The sequence below is a fragment of the Pseudomonas sp. R2-37-08W genome, from assembly GCF_003851705.1.
Classification (GTDB): domain Bacteria; phylum Pseudomonadota; class Gammaproteobacteria; order Pseudomonadales; family Pseudomonadaceae; genus Aquipseudomonas.
The window spans coordinates 3,007,143-3,025,791 of the sequence record NZ_CP027728.1 but is presented as its reverse complement, the minus strand read 5'-3'; the positions used below and the strand labels follow the sequence as shown (position 1 = coordinate 3,025,791).

The 18,649-nt window shown below is 60.7% G+C and carries 16 protein-coding genes and 2 pseudogenes; 8 read left to right on the top strand and 10 right to left on the bottom strand.

Annotated elements, in window-relative coordinates; all coding sequences use genetic code 11:
• Positions 1 to 2 precede the first annotated feature (2 nt).
• Genes C4J93_RS13870 through arnC form a run of 7 tightly spaced genes read right to left on the bottom strand, consistent with a single transcriptional unit; the run spans position 3 to position 7,688 of the window.
• Positions 3 to 1,382 carry a UDP-glucose/GDP-mannose dehydrogenase family protein gene (locus C4J93_RS13870; RefSeq protein WP_124429647.1) on the bottom strand — a complete coding sequence of 460 codons (1,380 nt, stop codon included), beginning with the start codon at positions 1,380 to 1,382 and terminating at the stop codon, positions 3 to 5.
• Positions 1,379 to 1,792, bottom strand: a complete 414-nt coding sequence (arnF, locus tag C4J93_RS13865; protein WP_124429646.1) for a 4-amino-4-deoxy-L-arabinose-phosphoundecaprenol flippase subunit ArnF — start codon at positions 1,790 to 1,792, stop codon at positions 1,379 to 1,381. The genes C4J93_RS13870 and arnF overlap by 4 nt, the downstream gene beginning before the upstream one ends.
• Positions 1,789 to 2,136: a 4-amino-4-deoxy-L-arabinose-phosphoundecaprenol flippase subunit ArnE gene (gene arnE / locus C4J93_RS13860; protein WP_124404218.1), complete on the bottom strand. Its 348-nt coding sequence runs from the start codon at positions 2,134 to 2,136 to the stop codon at positions 1,789 to 1,791. Before arnE ends, arnF begins: the two co-directional genes overlap by 4 nt.
• A complete protein-coding gene (gene arnT, locus C4J93_RS13855) occupies positions 2,133 to 3,788 on the bottom strand; it encodes a lipid IV(A) 4-amino-4-deoxy-L-arabinosyltransferase (RefSeq protein WP_124429645.1) in 1,656 nt (551 codons plus the stop codon). Before arnT ends, arnE begins: the two co-directional genes overlap by 4 nt.
• Positions 3,785 to 4,669: a 4-deoxy-4-formamido-L-arabinose-phosphoundecaprenol deformylase gene (gene arnD / locus C4J93_RS13850; protein ID WP_124429644.1), complete on the bottom strand. Its 885-nt coding sequence runs from the start codon at positions 4,667 to 4,669 to the stop codon at positions 3,785 to 3,787. The genes arnT and arnD overlap by 4 nt, the downstream gene beginning before the upstream one ends.
• The gene (arnA, locus tag C4J93_RS13845) at positions 4,669 to 6,660 is read right to left on the bottom strand and encodes a bifunctional UDP-4-amino-4-deoxy-L-arabinose formyltransferase/UDP-glucuronic acid oxidase ArnA (RefSeq protein ID WP_124429643.1); all 1,992 of its coding nucleotides are present in this window, start codon (positions 6,658 to 6,660) and stop codon (positions 4,669 to 4,671) included. The genes arnD and arnA overlap by 1 nt, the downstream gene beginning before the upstream one ends.
• On the bottom strand, positions 6,657 to 7,688 hold the full coding sequence (gene arnC, locus C4J93_RS13840; protein ID WP_124429642.1) for an undecaprenyl-phosphate 4-deoxy-4-formamido-L-arabinose transferase: 1,032 nt from the start codon (positions 7,686 to 7,688) through the stop codon (positions 6,657 to 6,659). The genes arnA and arnC overlap by 4 nt, the downstream gene beginning before the upstream one ends.
• Before the next feature lie 414 nt (positions 7,689 to 8,102).
• Here arnC and C4J93_RS13835 point away from each other — a divergent pair, with 414 nt between their 5' ends.
• On the top strand, positions 8,103 to 8,915 hold the full coding sequence (locus C4J93_RS13835; protein WP_124429641.1) for a M949_RS01915 family surface polysaccharide biosynthesis protein: 813 nt from the start codon (positions 8,103 to 8,105) through the stop codon (positions 8,913 to 8,915).
• A gap of 108 nt (positions 8,916 to 9,023) precedes the next feature.
• The gene (gene xerC / locus C4J93_RS13830; protein WP_124429640.1) at positions 9,024 to 9,938 is read left to right on the top strand and encodes a tyrosine recombinase XerC; all 915 of its coding nucleotides are present in this window, start codon (positions 9,024 to 9,026) and stop codon (positions 9,936 to 9,938) included.
• 3 nt (positions 9,939 to 9,941) lie between these two features.
• Here xerC and C4J93_RS13825 read toward each other — a convergent pair whose 3' ends face one another.
• Positions 9,942 to 11,138, bottom strand: a complete 1,197-nt coding sequence (locus tag C4J93_RS13825) for a multidrug effflux MFS transporter (protein WP_124409955.1) — start codon at positions 11,136 to 11,138, stop codon at positions 9,942 to 9,944.
• Between the two features lie 135 nt (positions 11,139 to 11,273).
• Between C4J93_RS13825 and C4J93_RS27740 the strand changes: the two are divergent.
• The 5 genes and pseudogenes from C4J93_RS27740 to C4J93_RS13805 form a co-directional block, all read left to right on the top strand.
• Positions 11,274 to 11,981, top strand: a pseudogene (locus C4J93_RS27740) (MCP four helix bundle domain-containing protein); the annotation flags it as partial.
• A gap of 42 nt (positions 11,982 to 12,023) precedes the next feature.
• Entirely contained in the window at positions 12,024 to 12,887 is an 864-nt protein-coding gene (locus C4J93_RS27735) for a methyl-accepting chemotaxis protein (RefSeq protein ID WP_372238019.1), read from the top strand.
• A 191-nt stretch (positions 12,888 to 13,078) separates the two neighbouring features.
• Entirely contained in the window at positions 13,079 to 13,999 is a 921-nt protein-coding gene (gene rbsK, locus C4J93_RS13815; protein ID WP_124429639.1) for a ribokinase, read from the top strand.
• A gap of 26 nt (positions 14,000 to 14,025) precedes the next feature.
• On the top strand, positions 14,026 to 15,357 hold the full coding sequence (gene fucP, locus C4J93_RS13810) for an L-fucose:H+ symporter permease (RefSeq protein ID WP_124370750.1): 1,332 nt from the start codon (positions 14,026 to 14,028) through the stop codon (positions 15,355 to 15,357).
• Entirely contained in the window at positions 15,354 to 16,400 is a 1,047-nt protein-coding gene (locus C4J93_RS13805) for an aldose 1-epimerase family protein (RefSeq protein WP_124429638.1), read from the top strand. The genes fucP and C4J93_RS13805 overlap by 4 nt, the downstream gene beginning before the upstream one ends.
• On the opposite strand, the gene deoR is transcribed toward C4J93_RS13805, so the two are convergent.
• Positions 16,397 to 17,155 carry a DNA-binding transcriptional repressor DeoR gene (gene deoR, locus C4J93_RS13800; RefSeq protein WP_124429637.1) on the bottom strand — a complete coding sequence of 253 codons (759 nt, stop codon included), beginning with the start codon at positions 17,153 to 17,155 and terminating at the stop codon, positions 16,397 to 16,399. The two genes, C4J93_RS13805 and deoR, sit on opposite strands and share 4 nt — an antisense overlap.
• Before the next feature lie 128 nt (positions 17,156 to 17,283).
• Between deoR and deoC the strand changes: the two genes are divergently transcribed.
• Positions 17,284 to 17,967, top strand: a complete 684-nt coding sequence (deoC, locus tag C4J93_RS13795; RefSeq protein WP_124429636.1) for a deoxyribose-phosphate aldolase — start codon at positions 17,284 to 17,286, stop codon at positions 17,965 to 17,967.
• Between the two features lie 317 nt (positions 17,968 to 18,284).
• Here the strand turns inward: deoC and tnpB are convergent.
• A pseudogene (tnpB, locus tag C4J93_RS27420) lies at positions 18,285 to 18,641 on the bottom strand (IS66 family insertion sequence element accessory protein TnpB).
• Positions 18,642 to 18,649: the final 8 nt, after the last annotated feature.

The window sequence follows — 18,649 nt, the reverse complement described above, 5'->3', positions numbered from 1 at the left end:
GATCAGCCTGCCTTGGCCTGTTGCACCCAGTTTTGCTGGGGGATCGGCAGCTCGCACGAGTCACCACGGCCAATCGGGAAGTATTTGAAGCCTTTGCGCGTCAGGCGCTCGCCGTCGTACAGGTTGCGGCCGTCGAAGATCACCGGGGTTTTCAGGCGCTGGTGGATCAGGTCGAAATCCGGTGCCTTGAATTGCTGCCACTCGGTGCAGACGATCAGCGCATCGGCGCCGCCCAGGGTGGACTCCGGCGTGCCCATCAGCATCAGTCGTGGGTCGTCACCATAGATGCGCTGGGTCTCCTGCATGGCTTCGGGGTCGAACGCACGCACATTGGCGCCGGCGGCCCACAAGGCTTCCATCAGCACGCGGCTCGGCGCGTCACGCATGTCGTCGGTGTTGGGCTTGAAGGCCAGGCCCCACAGGGCGAAGGTCTTGCCGCGCAGGTCACCTTTGAAGAACGCGTTGATGCGCTCGAACAACTTGCTTTTCTGGCGCTGGTTGATCGCTTCCACGGCTTCCAGCAGGTCGCTGGAACAGTTGGCCTGCTTGGCGCTGTGGATCAGGGCGCGCATGTCTTTGGGGAAGCAGGAGCCGCCGTAGCCGCAACCGGGATAAATGAAGTGGTAGCCGATGCGCGAGTCGGCGCCAATGCCCAGGCGCACGGCTTCGATGTCGGCGCCCAGGTGTTCGGCCAGCTCGGCGATCTGGTTGATGAAGCTGATCTTGGTGGCGAGCATGCAGTTGGCGGCGTACTTGGTCAGTTCGGCGCTGCGCACATCCATGAAGATGATGCGGTCATGGTTGCGGTTGAACGGCGCGTACAGGTCACGCATGATCTCCCGCACTTCTTCGCGCTCGCAGCCAATGATGATGCGATCCGGGCGACGGCAGTCGGCCACGGCAGAGCCTTCCTTGAGAAACTCCGGGTTGGAGACGATATCGAACTGCAGCTCACGGCCCGCTGCGTGCAGCTTTTTGTGCATATGATCGCGCAGGGTGTCGCCGGTCCCCACTGGCACGGTGGACTTTTCCACCAGGATCACCGGCGCCACGCGATGGCGCGCCACCGCATCACCCACTGACAACACGTATTTGAGGTCGGCCGAACCGTCTTCATCCGACGGCGTGCCCACCGCGATGAACAGCACCTCACCATGCTCGACGGCGAGTTTTTCGTCGTAGGTAAAACGCAGGCGTCCGCTTTCCAGGTTTTCCTTGACCATGGCCGCCAGGCCCGGCTCGAAGATCGTCACATGGCCCTTCTGCAGCGACTCGACCTTGCTCCGGTCAACGTCCATGCAAATAACATCGTGACCGACTTCGGCTAATACGGTGGCCTGTACCAAGCCGACGTAACCACTACCAAATACACTGATTTTCATGGGGTATTCCTGGGACTTGAGGTGCTAGCACGACGAGAGTTGATAACCAGTACGCCGAGGATGACCAAGGCCACCCCCAGGGTTTTTACAAGCGAAAAGTGTTCGTTGAATACCGGCAGGCAGGCGGCCAGCAGGTACACCAGCGCGTAGCTGATGCTCAGCAGCGAGTAAGCGCGCCCGAGGGGCAAGTGCTTCAGCGCGCCGAGCCAGCAGAGCATCGACAGTGCATAGGCGATGATGGCCAGGACCACCACGCCCAGGGCGTTCAGGTCGAGGCTGGCGCTGCTCAAGGCGCTCAGCCACGCCTCCGGCAACGGCAGGCGCGTCATGCTCCAGCGCATGCCCAATTGGGCCGCGCTGACCAGGCCGACACTGCCCAGGGCCAGGGCGAAACCGCGCATCCGGCTCATACCTGGCGCCCCAGCAGCACAACGCCTGCAATGATCAGCACCACGCCCAGCCAGTGGCGGCCATCGATGTGTTCAGCAAACACAAAGCGCGCCATCAGCGTGACCACTACAAAATTCAGACTGAGCATCGGGTAGGCAATCCCGACTTCCAAGCGTTGCAACACCAGCAGCCACACCAGCAAACCCAGGCCCAGGCACACCAGCGCCGACCACAACCAGGGTGAGCGTAGCTTCAGCGCCCAACCGTCGGGCAATTCACGCCAGCTTTCCACGGCAAATTTCTGCGAGACCTGGCCCGCGCACGTAAGCAGGCAGGCGCTGAGTAATAGAAGCAGGGTGATCATTGCGCGACCTGCGGGAAAATCAGGATCACGATATTGCCCTGCGCATAGCGCTTGCCGTCCGCAGGCAGCAGGGCGAGTTCTTCCTTTTCGCCCTGGCTGTTGACGCGCATCACCACGCCGACAGCGCCGCTGCGGCGGGTTTCGGCCATCCAGGCCTGGATTCGATTGCGGTCGACCAGACGCTGGGCAGTGTCCGCATAAGCCAGGCCGTACTTCACCTCGCCAGAGGTGTTATAGAGTGTGATGTCGGGCCGTTTCAGGCGCCACGACAGCGCAGCGGAGGCGCCCAGGTCGTTGCTCAACAGCGCAATGGAGGGCTTGAGTTCTTCGGCATGATCGATGATGAACTGGTCCGGGGTCTTGTTATAAACCACCGAATGGGGCAGCGCGGCGGGCACCAGGGCAACCAGCAAGGCACTGCCGATCAGCGGCGCGGCCCACAGTGTCAACGGGCGGGCAGCCTGAAACAGGTTGGCCAGGATCCAGCCGAACAGACAGGTAAACAGCAGCACCAGGCTGAGGGTTTCTTCACCGGGTTCGTACACCGGTTTCTTCCACTGGAACCAGATGATTGCCAACAGGGCGAGCACGCCGATGACCAGATTCAGCCACCCGTTGATGCGCAATACGCGGCCACGGCCTTGAGCGAGTTTGTCACTCAAGGTCGACCCCATCAGCAAGGCCAGGGGCAGCAGGCACGGCATGATGTAGGCGGGCAGTTTGCCTTTGGCCAGGCTGAAAAAGGCCAGGGGCATCAGCAGCCACAGCAGCAGGAACGCGGTGTTCGGCAGGCGCCGGTCCAGCCACGCCTGTTTGAGACTGGACGGCAACAGCGCAACCCAGGGCAGCGTGAACGCCACCAGCAACGGCAGGTAATACCAGAACGGCTCGGCGTGCTGCGCGTCTTCACCGGCAAAGCGCTGGATATGCTCATGCCAGAAGAAGAAGTGCCAGTAATCCGGCTCTTGCAGGTGCACGGCCAGGGCCCATGGCAAGCTGACCAGGATCGCCGCAGCCACGGCCACCGGGCCGTACTTGAACAGTTCCATCGAACGTTTCTGCCAGAGGGCGTAGGGCAGGGCGATCAACACCGGCAGCAACCACGCCAGGAAGCCTTTGGTCATGAAACCCATGCCACAGGCCAAGCCCAGCACGGCCCAGGACCACAACCTGGCGCGCTGCTTGCGGCTGTCGAAGCAGAACCACAAGGCAACGCCCGTGAGGTTGACCCAGAAGGTGAACTGCGGGTCCAGGTTGGCGTAGCCACCGAGCATCGCCACGCTGACGAAACTCATGTACAGCACGCTGCTGATCAGGCTTTTCTGCGGGTCGTTCCACAACCGGCGCGACATCAGGTAAACCAGCAGGATGCTCAAGCCGGTGCTCAAGGCCGACGCAAAGCGCACGCCGAACAGGTTCTGGCCAAAGATCGCCTGGCCCAGCGCGATCATCCAGTAGCCCGCCGCCGGTTTCTCGAAGTAGCGAATACCCATGAAGTGCGGTGCGGCCCACTTGCCGGTCAGCAGCATTTCCTGGCTGATCTGCGCATAGCGGGTTTCATCCGGAATCCACAGGCCGTGGGTGGCCAGTGGTAACAGGTAAAACACGCCAAACGCCAACAGGAGCAAGGGCAATGCCCAGCGGCGGATCATGCCTGCTGCACTCCGAGCCAACCTTCGCGGCCGCTCAATGCGCCGCGCACCAGCTGTTGCTGGGGCAGGGTGGTCACATCTGCGGGCAATAACGCGCTCAGGGGTTGGAAATCAATGCCGCGCTGCCCTGCCTGGGCGAGCATCTGGCGAAAATCCTGGGCCATCAGAATCCCTTCTACTTCTGCGTGAATGGTGTAGACGTTCAGCTTCGACGCGTTGAACCGGTCAAGGATGAACGTGTTGAAGTCCTTGGCAGCCACTACCGGCCCGACGACTTCGTCGAAGGTCGGCAGGTCTACCGGAATTTGTGGGGCGCCCGCGCTGCCATCGGCCAAGGTCGGTCGAAACAGGCTGGTGCCCCGGCAATCACTGTTGTAGCGAAAGTTGAAGGCTTGTTTGGCTTGCACCACACGCTCGTCGGCGCGCCAACCGGCGGCCGCTGAACAGTCGATACGCTCACCCAAGATATCGCTCAAGGTATCCACACCGCGCCGGATCTGCTCGACCAGCTGTGCGTCGCTCCAACGCCCGGTATTCGCCTGCCAGCCGTGGTGGTCCCACGCGTGCAGGCCGACTTCATGCCCGGCGGCCTTGGCCTGGCGCATCAAGTGCCCCAGGTCACGGCCAATCGGCTTGCCCGGCCAGGCGGTGCCGGCCAGCAGGATGTCCCAGCCATACAGGCCGGCGGCATTGGAACGCAGCATTTTCCACAGGAACTGCGGGCGGATCAGGCGCCACAAGTGGCGCCCCATGTTGTCCGGCCCGACGCTGAAAAAGAACGTCGCTTTAATCCCGGCTTCGTCCAGGGACTCGAGCAGCCGTGGCACGCCTTCACGGGTGCCACGGTAGGTGTCGACGTCGATGCGCAGGCCTGCCTTCATTACTTTTTGTCCGCTATTTCAAGCATCGCTTCACGCAGGAAGAAGTCCAGCGTGTTGCCGATGGTTTCGCTCATCGCCACGGTCGGCTCCCAGTCCAGCAGGCGCTTGGCGTTCTCGATGCTCGGCTTGCGGTGTGCCACGTCCTGGTAACCGGTGCCGTAGAACGCCTTGCTTTCCACGTCGCGAAAACCGGCGAACGGCGGGAAGTTGCCGCGCAGCGGGTGCGCTTCGAACTGACGCAGCAGCTCTTCGCCCAACTGACGGATGCTGGCTTCGTTTTCCGGGTTGCCGATGTTGATGATCTGGCCGTCGCAGACGCCCTTGTCGTTATCGATGATGCGCGCCAGGGCTTCGATGCCGTCGGCAATGTCGGTGAAGCAACGCTTCTGCTCGCCACCGTCGAACAGGCGGATCGGCGTGCCTTCCACCAGGTTCAGGATCAGCTGGGTGATGGCGCGGGAACTGCCGATACGCGCCGAGTCCAGGCGGTCCAGGCGCGGGCCCATCCAGTTGAACGGACGGAACAGGGTGAATTTGAGGCCCTTGTCGCCGTAGGCCCAGATCACGCGGTCGAGCAGTTGCTTGGAGACCGAGTAGATCCAGCGTTGCTTGTTGACCGGGCCCACCACCAGGTTGGAGGTGTCTTCGTCGAAGTACTGGTCCTGGCACATGCCATAGACTTCGGACGTGGAGGGGAAGATCACGCGCTTGTTGTACTTGACGCAGTAGCGCACCAGCTTGAGGTTTTCTTCGAAGTCCAGCTCGAACACGCGCAGCGGGTTGCGGGTGTATTCGATCGGCGTGGCGATGGCCACCAGCGGCAGCACCACGTCGCACTTCTTGATGTGGTACTCGATCCACTCGGTGTGAATGCTGATGTCGCCTTCCACATAGTGGAAGTTGGGGTGGCTGCGCAGGCGCTCGATGGCGTCGGAGCCGATATCCAGGCCGTAGACTTCATAGCGGTCGTCACGCAACAGGCGCTCGGACAGGTGGTTACCGATAAAGCCGTTCACGCCCAGTATCAGCACGCGGGTGCGGCGTGGCTTGCGGCCCGACTCGGCGCCGCGCAGCACAGAGCCGTCCACCAGGCCCAGTTCATCGGCCAGGGACGGGCCAGCCAGGTACAGGCCGTTGTCGTTGCGCTGGCCGAACTTGATCACCAGCGAGTCTTCACCGCAGGCGATGCGCAGCGGATTGACGCTGATCACGCGGCCCGGCGCCAGGCCTTCGTTGCCTTTGGCCACGTCGGCCTGCCAAACGATGAGCTTGTGCTCGCCCACGGCGCAGAAGGCGCCAGGGTAAGGCTGAGTCACGGCACGCACCAGGTTGAACAATTGTTCGGCGGGCTTGTTCCAGTCGATCTTGCCATCGGCGGCGGTACGGCGGCCGAAGCAGGTCGCCTGGCTTTCGTCCTGGGCGGTTTCAGCCAGTGTGCCCTGGGCCAGTTGCGGCAGGGCGTCGCGCAGCAGGTGGCTGGCGGCCTCTCGCAGCTTGGCGTGCAGGCTCAGGCCGGTGTCGCTGCGCTCGATGCTGACTTTGTGTTGGGCCAGGATCGCGCCGGCATCGGCACGCTTGACCATGCGGTGCAGGGTCACGCCGGTTTCGGTTTCACCGTTGACCAGCACCCAGTTGGCCGGCGCGCGGCCACGGTATTTGGGAAGCAGCGAACCATGCAGGTTGAATGCGCCTTGGCGGGCGAGGGCTAGCAGCGGTTCGCTGAGCAGGTTGCGGTAGTAGAACGAGAAGATGAAATCCGGGTTCAGCTTGGCGATGCGCTCGACCCACAGCGGATGGTTGGCGTCTTCCGGGGCGTGCACCGGGATACCGTTGCGGGCGCACAGCTGGGCGACGGAGCCGTAGAAGTTGTTTTCCTTGGGGTCGTCGGCATGGGTGAACACGGCGGCAATGTCGTAACCCGCAGCCAGCAGGGCTTCAATACCTGCACAACCAATGTCGTGGTAGGCGAATACAACGGCTTTTGAACTCATGACTGAACCTGATCGGAAGAAGTAGAAGTATGGGAAGACACCAGGCCATCGACGACGACCACGGGAGCCGGTGCGGCCGGTTGGTTGCGCAGCACTTTTTCAATAAAGAAGCGCGGGCGGGCGCGCACATCGCTGTACATGCGCCCCAGGTATTCACCCAGCAGGCCCATGCCGATGAACTGGCCACCGGTGAACACGAACAGCACCGCAAACAGCACGAACAGGCCGTCGCCCGCCCAAGTGGCGCCGAAGGCCAGGCGCATGACGATCAGCGCGAAGGCAAACAGCACGCCTAGCGCCGCCAGGCTGAAGCCGACGATGGACAGCAGGCGCAGCGGCGTGGTGGTCATGCAGGTGAGCAGGTCGAACATCAGGCTGATCAGGCGCATGGCGCTGTATTTGGATTCGCCGTGTTCACGCTCGGCGTGGTGCACCAGGATTTCCGTGGTGTGCCGGGCGAAGCCGTTGGCCAGGATCGGGATAAAGGTGCTGCGCTCGCGGCAGGCCAGCATCGCGTCGACGATGGTGCGGCGGTAGGCGCGCAGCATGCAGCCGTAATCGGTCATGGCCACGCCGGTGGAGCGCTGCACGGCGAGGTTGATCAGGCGCGAAGGCCAGCGGCGGAAGGCCGAATCCTGGCGGTTGTTGCGCACCGTGGCGACCACGTCGTAGCCCAGGGCGGCTTGTTCCACCAGGCGCGGGATTTCTTCCGGTGGGTTCTGCAGGTCGGCGTCGAGGGTAATCACCACTTCGCCGCAGCACTGTTCGAAACCCGCCATGATCGCGGCGTGCTGGCCATAGTTACGGTTGAGAATCACCGCCACTACCTTGCTGCCATCTTCGGCGGCGGCGTCTTCAAGCAATTGCGCCGAATTGTCGCGGCTACCGTCATCCACCAGAATGATTTCGTAGTCGTAGGCCAGTTGTTGGCAAGCGGCGGTGGTGCGGCGCAGCAACTCAGGCAGGCTCTCTTGTTCGTTATAAACCGGGATAACGATCGATACGCACTGAATAGGGTAGGGTTTCAAAGATTCATGACCTCGGGCTGAAGCAAACTTGGAGCGCGAAAACTGCAGCGTTTGTTGGGCAAAACTACAGCCCGCAGATGACAAAGCCGCGCTAAAGATAAAGTGTAATCAATAGGTTAGTCGATAAACCCCGGATTGCTCTGAAGTGATGCCTATAAGGTTAAGCGCAAAAATGTTCAACGAATATGAAAGGCGGATGAAAAACTCGTTTATTTGACAGGTAGACAGCCAGTGTTCAGCTATGTGGCCAAGGTGTTAAACCCTGTGAATGTTCAGCCGAATAGGAACGGGCTGACACGTATTTGGTTCACGTGATCGGCGCACGTGATGGCTCCACTGCCTCTATTCAACAATCTTCTCTGCATTGCCCTTCAAGTGCCGGTAAAGTAAGCCATCTCTTGCCAGGGTACTCGGATGAATAGCGTGCAGCTTTTACGCGGCCAGTTGCGGCCGGTGTTGATCGGATTGTTGGTGTGCGTTGCCTGGGTCACGACAGTGCGGGCCGATGAGGGCGTGGCCCTGGCCAGCGTTGATCAGGTGCCGGAAGGCGTCGAAGTACACGGCAAGCAGGTCGCCGCCTATACCTGGGACGACCGCCAGGGCAAGAACCTGCTGGTGCTGGCCGAGCAGGTCAGCGAGCGGGACGACGATGGCACCCAGTCGGCCTTTGTCTATGCGGCCCAGTACTTGCTGGCCGGCGAGCATCCCAAGCGCGTGTGGATGCTTTACGACGATGTTCGCCAGTGCGAATTCGACGCCGGGCTGCACTTTGACACGGCAGCCACCCGAGTCACCGACCTTCTGGGTGACGGCACGACCCAGGCGACTGTTGGCTACTCGCGCACCTGCACCAGCGACGTGAGCCCCAATGAATTCAAGCTGATCATGCACGCGGGCAAGTCCGAGAAGTATCGCCTGCGCGGCGTCGACCGTTACGGCGCAGCCTGGTGGGACGAAGACGCCGGCGCCCTGCGCGGCATGCCGTTGCCGACCGATTGCAGTGTTGCCGCGCAGCAGGCGCTGGTCAGCCAGTACAAAGAGCAGGGCACCGAACTGCCGCTGCCGGGCTGCTACGGCGACGAGAAGGATTTTGCCAAGGCACCGGACCGCTACCTGGCGTTCATGCGTCAGCACTGGTTTGCGCTGATGAAAAAACAGGACGCCGACTGGAGCCAGTCCCAGACCCAACCCCAGCAGCCCACGCAAGAGGATGACGTGGCGCCGTGATTTGATGGCAGTGCCAAGACTGCGCTAGACTCGGCCCTCGCCAATTCAATAAATATCGCGATTAATCAATAGATTGCTCGTGATATTTAATCCAAAGGCTGAACTATCTTGACTGAGTCCATCCGCAACCCGCTGACCCTCTACCTCACCCGCCTGGCGCCCTCCAGCCAGCTGACCATGCGCTACGTGCTGCAGGACGCCGCCGACCGCCTGGGCTTTGAAGAGGTCAACCTTGAAGACATCGACTGGCACCTGCTGCAGCCCGAACAGGTGATCGCCCTGGTCGCCGCGTTGCGCGAAGACGGCTATGCGCCGAACACCTCATCGCTGTATGTGAATGCGGTGCGCGGGGTGATGAACGAAGCATGGCGGATGAGCCTGATCAGCCAGGAACACTTGTTGAAGATGCGCTCGGTCAAGGCCGCGTCCGGTACACGCCTGGGGCAGGGCCGTAACCTGCGCCGCACGTTGATCCGCGAAATGATGGAGGTCTGCGCCGCCGACCCGCGCCCGCAAGGCCTGCGCGATGCCGCCGTGATCGGCATCCTGTACGGCTCGGGCATGCGCAAGTCGGAGTCGGTCAACCTTGATCTGGCGCAGGTCGACTTTGAGCAGCGCAGCTTGCGCGTGATCGGCAAGGGAAATAAAGAGCTGATCAAATACGCGCCGGACTGGGCCTTCGCCAAGCTGCAGGCCTGGCTGGAGTTTCGTCGCGGGCAACTCAAGGAAGGCGAACAGGACGACCCGTTCCTGTTCAACCGAATCCGTCGCGGCAGCCATATCACCCGTGAACGCATCACCAAGCACGCGATTTACTACATCGCTCGCCAGCGCGGGGACCAGGTGGGCGTGAAGATCATGCCCCATGATTTTCGCCGCTCGTTCATTACCCGGGTGATCGAGGAGCATGACCTGTCGATCGCGCAGAAGCTGGCCCATCACACCAACATCCAGACCACCGCCAGCTATGACGTGCGTGACGACAATGAGCGGCGGCGCGCGGTGGATCGCTTCGATTTGTAAGGTTCAAGCATTCGCCAGGTGCGGCGGCAAGCGGCGCAGCGTCCATATCACCGTGAGCAGGGCGGCGGCCGCGCACAGCGCGATGCCCACCAGCATTGGCGCGGGCGTATGGTCGGCGAACAACCCCACCAGCGTCATCGACACAGCGGCGGTAACCATCTGAATCGCGCCCAGCAACGCCGACGCCGACCCTGCCACCGCACCGTGATCCTCCAGCGACAACACCCCGGCGGCCGGCAACAACAGGCCGAGAAAGCCGAAGCCGACAAACAGCAGGGTCATCATCAACGCCAGGTTATCGCCCCACAGCGTGGTGGCCGCCAGCAGCGCCATCACGGCCGCCACGGCAATTACCGACCAGCGAATCAGCGGTGCCAGGCCAAAGCGCGCGCTCAGGCGGGCTGTCAGTTGGCTCATGGCGAAAAACGAGGCGGCGTTGACGGCAAAGCACAGGCTGAACTGGGTTGGCGTCAAGCCGAAATACTGGATATACACAAATGGCGCACTGCCGATAAACACGAAGAACGTGGCCAGGCCAAAGCCACTGACCACTGCCAGGCCGATAAACACCGGATCGCGCAGCAGCGCGCCGTAGCTGCGGATCGCCCCGCCCAGGGTTTTGCCCAGGCGCCGCTCGGCCGGGTGGGTTTCGGGCAGTTGTACAACGGTCATCACCAGGCACAGCACGGCCACCACCGCCAGCACGGCGAACACCTCGCGCCAGCTCCAGAGTGAAATCACCACACTGCCGGCCAGGGGGGCGAGGATCGGCGACACACTCATCACCAGCATCAGCAACGCCATCAAGCGCGCGGCTTGATGGCCGGTATAGAGGTCGCGCACGATCGCCCGCGGGATGACCATGCCGGCGCACGCGCCAAATGCTTGCAGGGCGCGAAACCCGATCAGCACTTCAATGGTCGGCGCCAACGCGCAACCGACGCTGGCCACGGCAAAAATCACCAGGCCGGCGTAGATCGGCGGCTTGCGCCCATACACATCGCTGAGCGGCCCGTAGAACAGCTGGCAGACGCCGATGATCATGAAAAATACCGTGAGGCTCATCTGCACGGCGGCGGGCGACGCCTGCAGGCTGGCGCCCAGGGTGGGCAGGGCGGGGAGGTAGCTGTCGATGGCGAACGGGCCGATGGCGGTGATCAACCCCAGCAGCAAGGCGAGGTGGGCAATACGTTGAGGCATGGGTGTCCCGGGGCAAGCAAAAGACGCCCAGCTTAAGGTATCCGCGCAGATCCGCAAACTTGAGCTTCACTAACAGCCAGTGATGCCGATAACGCTAGTAACGACGCATCGGCGCTTGGGTAAGGGGATATCCGCATGACGATCAAATTACGCTTAACGCTGTTGATTGCGACCGGGTTGCTGACCGCCCTGGTCATGAGCCTGGCCGGTTACCTTGGAAACCGACAGATGAGCGCTGCCGTGCAGGAAAACGAGGTCAGCATGACCGTTTTGCGCAACCACATGGAAGCCGACATGATGCATGACGCGCTGCGCGCCGATGTGTTGTCCGCCATGCTGGTGGGCCTGGGCAAAAGCACCACCACCGCCGCAGAGGTCAATAGTTCGCTCAAGGAGCACGCCGAGAACTTTCGCAAGGTACTGGGGGACAACCTCAAGTTGCCGTTGGAAGCCACGCTCAAAACCAACCTCGACAACATCAAGCCCAGCCTGGACACCTACATCAGCGCCGCCGAGCGTATCGTCGCGCTGGCCTTGGGCAACCCCGAAGGCGCTCGCGGGGAGCTTGAAACTTTCAATAAAGCCTTCAGCCAGCTCGAAGATCAAATGGGCGCCTTCAGTGAGTTGATCGAAAGCCATACCGAACGCACCGGCGAGGCTACCCAACGCACCATCCATAACGCCAATCTAATCCTGGGCGCGGTACTGATCGCCAGCCTGTTGCTACTGCTGGCCCAGGGACGCTGGGTAATCCTCAGCATCATGGGACCTCTGCAGGCTGCCAGCCGCATCGCCGCGAGTATCGCCAGCGGCAACTTGAGCGAGCCGATTGTCGAGCCCAGCCGCAAGGACGAAGCCAGTTCATTGATTCGCAGCCTGGCCACCATGCAGCGCGACCTGCGCGGCATGATCGACGTGGTGCGCAGCAATGCCCACGGCGTCAATGGCGTGAGCGAACGACTGAGCCAGGGCTGCCATGAAGTCGCCGGCAGCAGCCAGCAACAAAGCGCCGCCGCCAGCACCATGGCCGCCGCCGCCAGCGAAATGACCGCCAGCATCGAAGAAATCACCCGCCACGCCGGGCGCGCGCTGGACATGGCCAACCAGGCCGAAGCCCTGGCCAAGGACGGCGGCCGGGTGATTCACCAAGTGGTCAGCGACATGGACGGCATTGCTCGTTCCGCCCAGCAATCGGCTCTGGTCATTCGCACCCTGGACAAGGAATCCGAGGCCATCTACAGCATCATCCAAGTGATCAAGGGCATCGCCGACCAAACCAACCTGCTGGCCCTCAACGCCGCCATCGAAGCCGCCCGCGCCGGTGAACAAGGGCGCGGTTTTGCCGTCGTTGCCGACGAAGTACGCAGCCTGGCCGGCCGCACCAGCGCCTCCACCCAGGAAATCGCCAGCATGGTCGGGCGTATCCAGCAAAGCACCCGGGAAGCGGTGACCAGCATGGAGGAGGGCGTCGCCCAGGTGGACAAAGGCATGGCCGTGACCGCCGATGTGGAGCGTGCCATTCGCGAGATTCTGCAGGCCACCTTGAGCACCACGGAGTTGGTCAACGACATCTCCCGGACCATCGGCGAGCAGAGCTTGGCCAGCAACGAAATCGCCCACCAGGTGGAGATGATCGCCGGTATGTCGCAAAACAATAGCCGCGTCATTGGTGAAACAGCCGCGACCACCGATGAGCTGGCCGGCCTGGCCGGGAAACTGTCGCAGTCGGTGGATCGGTTCAGCGTGTAGACCTGTTGATCAACGGCCGGCCTCTGAGGCCGGTTTTTTTTGTCCGCAGAAAGGGGAACCGGGTAAAACCATCCGGCAAAATTGATTCGATCCCACAAAAAAAGATTGAATATTCACACCTAATGTTATTTAAATAACAAAACAAGAGCGGCACGCTTTGCCTCGTCGTGCCGTAACAAGGTGGAATAGCAATGAGCAAGATCGCAGTCATCGGCAGCAATATGGTTGATCTGATTACCTACATCGACCGCATGCCGGCCCAGGGCGAGACCCTCGAAGCGCCGGGTTTTGCCCTCGGTTGCGGCGGCAAGGGGGCCAACCAGGCCGTCGCGGCCGCCAAGTTGGGGGCTGATGTCCTGATGCTGAGCAAGGTCGGCGACGATATGTTTGCCGACAACACCGTGGCCAACTTCCAACGCTTTGGCATCGACACCCGTTACGTGCAGCGCGTGCCGGGTGTTTCCAGCGGCGTCGCGCCGATCTTCGTGCGAACTGACTCGCACAACAGCATATTGATCGTCAAAGGAGCCAATGCGCATCTGTCGCCGGCGGACATCGATGCCGCTGCAGCGGACCTGCGTGAGTGCACGCTGATCGTGCTGCAGTTGGAAATCAACGTGGAGACGGTCTACCACGCCATCGAATTCGCTCACCGACACGCTATCGCAGTACTGCTCAACCCGGCACCGGCGCTGCCCGGGTTGAGCACCGAGCACTTGGCGCAGCTGGACTTCCTGATCCCCAACGAATCGGAACTGGCGCTGATCACCGGTCACGTCGTGAACTCGCCGGCCTCGGCCCAGGCCGCCGCGCGCAGCCTGGTCACCAGCGGTATTCGCCACGTGATCGTCACCCTTGGCGAGCACGGTGCGTTGTACGTGGGCGAAGAGGGCGAATTCCATGTGCCCGGCGTACAGGTGGTGGCCCGTGATACCACGGGGGCTGGCGATGCCTTTATCGGATGCTTCATTCACCACTGGAACCGCGACGGCCATATCCGCCAGGCCATTGAACAGGCGGTAGCGTATTCCGCGTGCTCGGTCATGGCGCTGGGTACGCAAACGTCTTATCCCGACCACGAAACGTTCACGCGTTTCCAGCAACAGCGGTAACACCTCACCCAGCCCGGAGAACAATAATGAACAAACCTGCGCTGCAACCGACTCCCGATGGCTTCTACCTGAACCGCACGCCCTGGTTCGCCTTTATCCTGCTGTGCAGCATCTTTGCGCTGTGGGCGGCGGCGGCGAGCATGAACGACGTGCTGATCGCCCATTTCAAGAAAGCGTTTCTGCTCAGTGATTTCCAGACCGCCTTTGTGCAGTCGGCGTTTTACCTGGGCTACTTTTTCGTGGCGATCCCGGCCGCGATGGTGGTGCGTCGCTTCAGCTACAAGAGCACGATCCTGATCGGCCTCCTGCTGTATATGTTCGGCTGCCTGTTGTTTTTTCCGGCGGCGTCCACGGCCAAGTACGGCATGTTCCTGTTGGCGCTGTTTGTGATAGCGGCCGGGCTGTCGTTCCTTGAAACCGCGTGCAACACCTATTCGACACTGATGGGGCCACGGGAAACCGGGACCCGACGCTTGAACATTTCGCAAACCTTCCACCCATTCGGCGCAATGGCCGGGGTGTACGTAGGCAGCTTTGTGATGTTCAAGGACACGGACGCCACCACGGAACAACTGACGCAGATGAGCGCTTCCGAGGCGGCGGTTGCACAGTTGCAAATGATCCAGTCCACGCTCTTGCCCTACAAGTGGATGATTGCCGTGCTGGTGCTGATCTTTATCCTGATCGCCATTACGCGATTTCCCGCCTGCAAGGGCAATAAGCCCGCTGGCAGCAAGCCCGGCAGTCTGCGTCAGAGCCTGGGCCGGCTGTGGCGCAACCCACGCTTTACCTTTGGCGTATTGGCGCAGTTTCTTTACGTGGGCGCCCAGGTCGGCGTGTGGAGTTTCACCATTCGCCTGGCCATGCAAATGGGCGGTATGAACGAGCGCAGCGCCTCCTGGTTTTTGCTGACCACCTTTGCCGCGTATTTTGTCGGCAAGCTGATCGCCAACCTGTTGATGCGGCGGCTGCACCCCGCCAAGGTCCTGGCGATCTACGGCGTGCTGTGTATCGTGCTGCTGGCCTATACCATTCTGGTGCCGAACATTTCGGCGGTGTATGCAGCAGTCGGCGTGAGCATTTTCCTCGGCCCCTGCTGGCCGACCATCTACGGCCTGACCATCGATGGCCTGGGTGAAGACACCGGTGTCGGTGGCTCTTTGCTGGTGATGAGCATTGTAGGCGGCGGGGTGATCCCGATCTTCCAGGGCCTGCTGTCCGACGCCAGCGGCGGCAACATGCAACTGGCTTACAGCGTGCCGTTACTGTGCTTTATCGTGATCGTGATGTATGCGCTCAAGTGCATGCGCCAACCCGGCACCTTACCGGCGGGCGCCACCGGGGCGGTGGCCTCATGAATACACGTATCCCACTGTACCGAGCGGTGTTTGGCGAGCAGGAAAAGATCCTCCTGCAATCCCCTGCATTCAAGGTCAGTGCCTGGACCTATGCGTCCGGTGTGTTGGCCCTGAGTCTGGAGAACAGCCGTGGCAAGCTGGTGGTATTGCCTTATCAAGGACAGATGATCTGGTCAGCCGAGTTCGACGGTTGCAACCTGACCATGAACAACCTGTTCGAGCAACCTCGGCCCAGCCCGACGGTCATCGACACGTATGGCTGCTTCATGTTTCACAGTGGCCTGCTGCGCAATGGTTGCCCGACACCGGACGACACGCACGCCTTGCACGGCGAAATGCCCTGCGCGCCCCTGGACACGGCCTGGCTGGAAGTGGGCGAGGGCTTTGTGCGCCTGGGCGGCTCGTATCAGTACGCCAAGGGGTTCGGCGATCGTTACCTGGCTTGTCCCAGCGTCACATTGCGCGCCGATTCGGCCTTGTTCGATATCGATATGGACGTGACGAACCTGGCCAGAAAGCCCATGGACCTGATGTACATGGCCCACATGAACTACGCGTTTGTGACCGGTGCGCGGTTTGTCGAACCATTGGGCGTGCAACGCCTGCGCCTGCGTACCAGCGTGCCGGACCACGTCAAGCCGACGCCAGCCTGGAGCGCCTACATGGCCCGACTGGCCGAGCACCCGACTCAGTTGGCCTGCCTTGAACAGCCGTCACTGTACGACCCCGAGATCGTGTTTTTCTTTGATGGTGTTGCCACTGACGCCGCGGGCCAGGCGCATTTTCTACTCGATCATCCCGATGGCGCGGCGTTTTACACCCGTTACCGTCCCGAACAGTTCGAGCACGCCGCGCGTTGGATCCTGTACACGCCGGATCAGCAAGTGGCGGCGTTCGTTCTGCCGTCCACCTGTGAACCCGAGGGCTATAACGCCGAGAAAGCCAAAGGTCACGTGCGTGTGCTGGCGGCTGGAGCCAGCGCTTCGTTCAGTGTCACCACCGGTTACTTGAGTGCGCAGGAGCGGCGGAAGCTGTTGGGTTAGACCAGCAATTGCGCGCCGTTGGCCTGGATGACCTCCTTGTAGCCACGGGGGATTTTCTTGTCGCTGACCACGTAATGAAAGTCTTCCAGGGTGGCGAAATGAGCGGTGCGCACCGTGTCGAACTTGCTGAAATCGGCGAGCAGCACGCGCTGCTGGGCCTGGCGTATGACCTTTTGCTTGACCTCGACTTCGTTGAAGTTGAAGCACGTCACGCCGAATTCCTGGCTGACGCCGGCGGCGGTCACAAAGGCCCATGTCAGGCGCACGCTGTCGAGGATGCTGCTTTCGGCGCGGCTTTCAAAAACCTGGTTCTTGCGGTGAAAGGTGCCACCGCACAACACGATGTGGCAATTGGGCTTGTTCTGCAGTTTGAGCAGCACGTTCAGCGAACTGCACACCGCCGTGAACTCCAGCGCATCGGGAATGAAATCAACCACAAAAGGCGAGGTGGTGCCGCAGTCAAAAAATACCGTGTCACCGGCCTGGATCAACTGGGCAGCGAGCTTTCCGATGCGGCGTTTTTCCTCAACGTGACGCGTGTCCTGCTCCGCCACGCGATAATCGCCGGCCTCGTTGCCGACTCGCGTGATGTAGCCGCCCAGCAGGCGCAAATGATCGCTGAAGTGGTTGAGATCGCGGCGCAGGGTCATTTCGGAAACCTCCAGCAGCGCGGCCATTTCCTTCAAGTGAATGGCGTTCTGGTCCTGCAAGGCTTGTTGAATGAGCTTCAGTCGCTCGGCTTTTCTACTGTCCACGAGTATTCCAGGGGTTGATTGTTGTTGTTAAATAAGTAACATTAAATGTTATTATTGTAACTATTTTATATGCGCACCGTGACACGCGCGCCACGATCATTGGCAACATACAGGCAAGGGCTCGTTAAATGAACAATCTTCCACCCGCAGCATTGGCCAAGTACATCGATCACACCCTGCTGGCTCCCGACGCCTCCCGTGAACAGATCCGAACCTTGTGCGAAGAGGCCCGCGAACACGGCTTTTACTCCGTGTGCCTGAACTCGGGTCAAGTACCTTACGCCGCGTCATGCCTGACCGATAAAAGCGTAGTGATTTGTGCTGTTGTGGGCTTTCCATTGGGGGCCGGTCTGAGTGACACCAAGGCTTTCGAAGCCCAACGGGCAATTGCCGCCGGGGCAGGGGAGATCGATATGGTGCTCAATATCGGATGGTTGAAAGACGGGCTGCTGGACGCCGTGCGCGAAGACATCGCCCTGGTCCACGAGGCCTGCGGCGCCGTGCCGTTGAAGGTCATACTGGAAACCTGTCTGCTCGACGACCAGCAGAAGGTCCGGGCCTGCGAAATCTGCCGCGACTTGGGTGTGGCGTTCGTCAAGACCTCCACCGGCTTCAGCCGAAGCGGCGCGACAGTCGAAGATGTGGCACTGATGCGCCAGACCGTGGGCGCAGGGGTTGGTGTAAAGGCGTCCGGCGGTGTGCGCGATTATCCGACGGCTTTAAAGATGATTGAAGCCGGGGCGACACGTTTGGGCAGTAGTTCAGGAATTGCGATCGTGGGCGGAGCGATGACGGCGGCGGGTGGTTATTGAAGGTTTTTCTGCTGATTAGCGGTCGGTAGATATAACTATACTAAATAGTCATTTAGTTTAGTTATAATAATTGGCTATTAATGGGGGAGGGTAGCGCATTAAATGAACTAGGGGTTGTTCATCCTTAGTCGCTATCTTCCAAGCATGTTCGTTATCTTGCAAAGCTGCAGTAGACACGTGTAATCGGTAACAAGCCACGTAAATCAAAGGCTCCAGCGTTGCGAAGCTCCTGGCTTTGGTGTCTAAGAACTGAACAAAAATGAGTGAAAGGACTGTTGTAATGACAAATTTGTCGACCATGCCTGGATTATACCCAGCTACGCGACGAATCGCGGCGTCAAAACTTGATGAGGACAGTTGCGCCACAGATCAAAACCATCGAGTAACCAGTTCAGTTCCTGAACCGTCAGCACAATGATCTCGTCGGTCGCGTCGGGAGAGGTTTTGAAGCGCTCAGCTTCCAAGCGCTTGAGCCAAAGACAGAAGCCGTTGCGCTCTCAATACAACACCTTGACCCGATTACGGGTTTTATTGAGAAAAACGAAAAGCACCGGATCGAACACCGCGACTTTGATATCCAACTCAACCAGAGCGGTCAGGCCGTCGATGGATTTTCGGAGGTCTACGGGCTTGGGGTAGAGGTACACTTTTTCAACTTTGGTGTCGGGGCGCATCATAACGG

Excerpts from the sequence above, each read along its gene's own strand:
- C4J93_RS13870 (WP_124429647.1), bottom strand. The coding sequence starts at position 1,382 with ATGAAAATCAGTGTATTTGGTAGTGGTTACGTCGGCTTGGTACAGGCC.
- arnF (WP_124429646.1), bottom strand. The coding sequence starts at position 1,792 with ATGAGCCGGATGCGCGGTTTCGCCCTGGCCCTGGGCAGTGTCGGCCTG.
- arnE (WP_124404218.1), bottom strand. The coding sequence starts at position 2,136 with ATGATCACCCTGCTTCTATTACTCAGCGCCTGCCTGCTTACGTGCGCG.
- arnT (WP_124429645.1), bottom strand. The coding sequence starts at position 3,788 with ATGATCCGCCGCTGGGCATTGCCCTTGCTCCTGTTGGCGTTTGGCGTG.
- arnD (WP_124429644.1), bottom strand. The coding sequence starts at position 4,669 with ATGAAGGCAGGCCTGCGCATCGACGTCGACACCTACCGTGGCACCCGT.
- arnA (WP_124429643.1), bottom strand. The coding sequence starts at position 6,660 with ATGAGTTCAAAAGCCGTTGTATTCGCCTACCACGACATTGGTTGTGCA.
- C4J93_RS13835 (WP_124429641.1), top strand. The coding sequence starts at position 8,103 with ATGAATAGCGTGCAGCTTTTACGCGGCCAGTTGCGGCCGGTGTTGATC.
- C4J93_RS13825 (WP_124409955.1), bottom strand. The coding sequence starts at position 11,138 with ATGCCTCAACGTATTGCCCACCTCGCCTTGCTGCTGGGGTTGATCACC.
- C4J93_RS27735 (WP_372238019.1), top strand. The coding sequence starts at position 12,024 with ATGCAGCGCGACCTGCGCGGCATGATCGACGTGGTGCGCAGCAATGCC.
- rbsK (WP_124429639.1), top strand. The coding sequence starts at position 13,079 with ATGAGCAAGATCGCAGTCATCGGCAGCAATATGGTTGATCTGATTACC.
- fucP (WP_124370750.1), top strand. The coding sequence starts at position 14,026 with ATGAACAAACCTGCGCTGCAACCGACTCCCGATGGCTTCTACCTGAAC.
- C4J93_RS13805 (WP_124429638.1), top strand. The coding sequence starts at position 15,354 with ATGAATACACGTATCCCACTGTACCGAGCGGTGTTTGGCGAGCAGGAA.
- deoC (WP_124429636.1), top strand. The coding sequence starts at position 17,284 with ATGAACAATCTTCCACCCGCAGCATTGGCCAAGTACATCGATCACACC.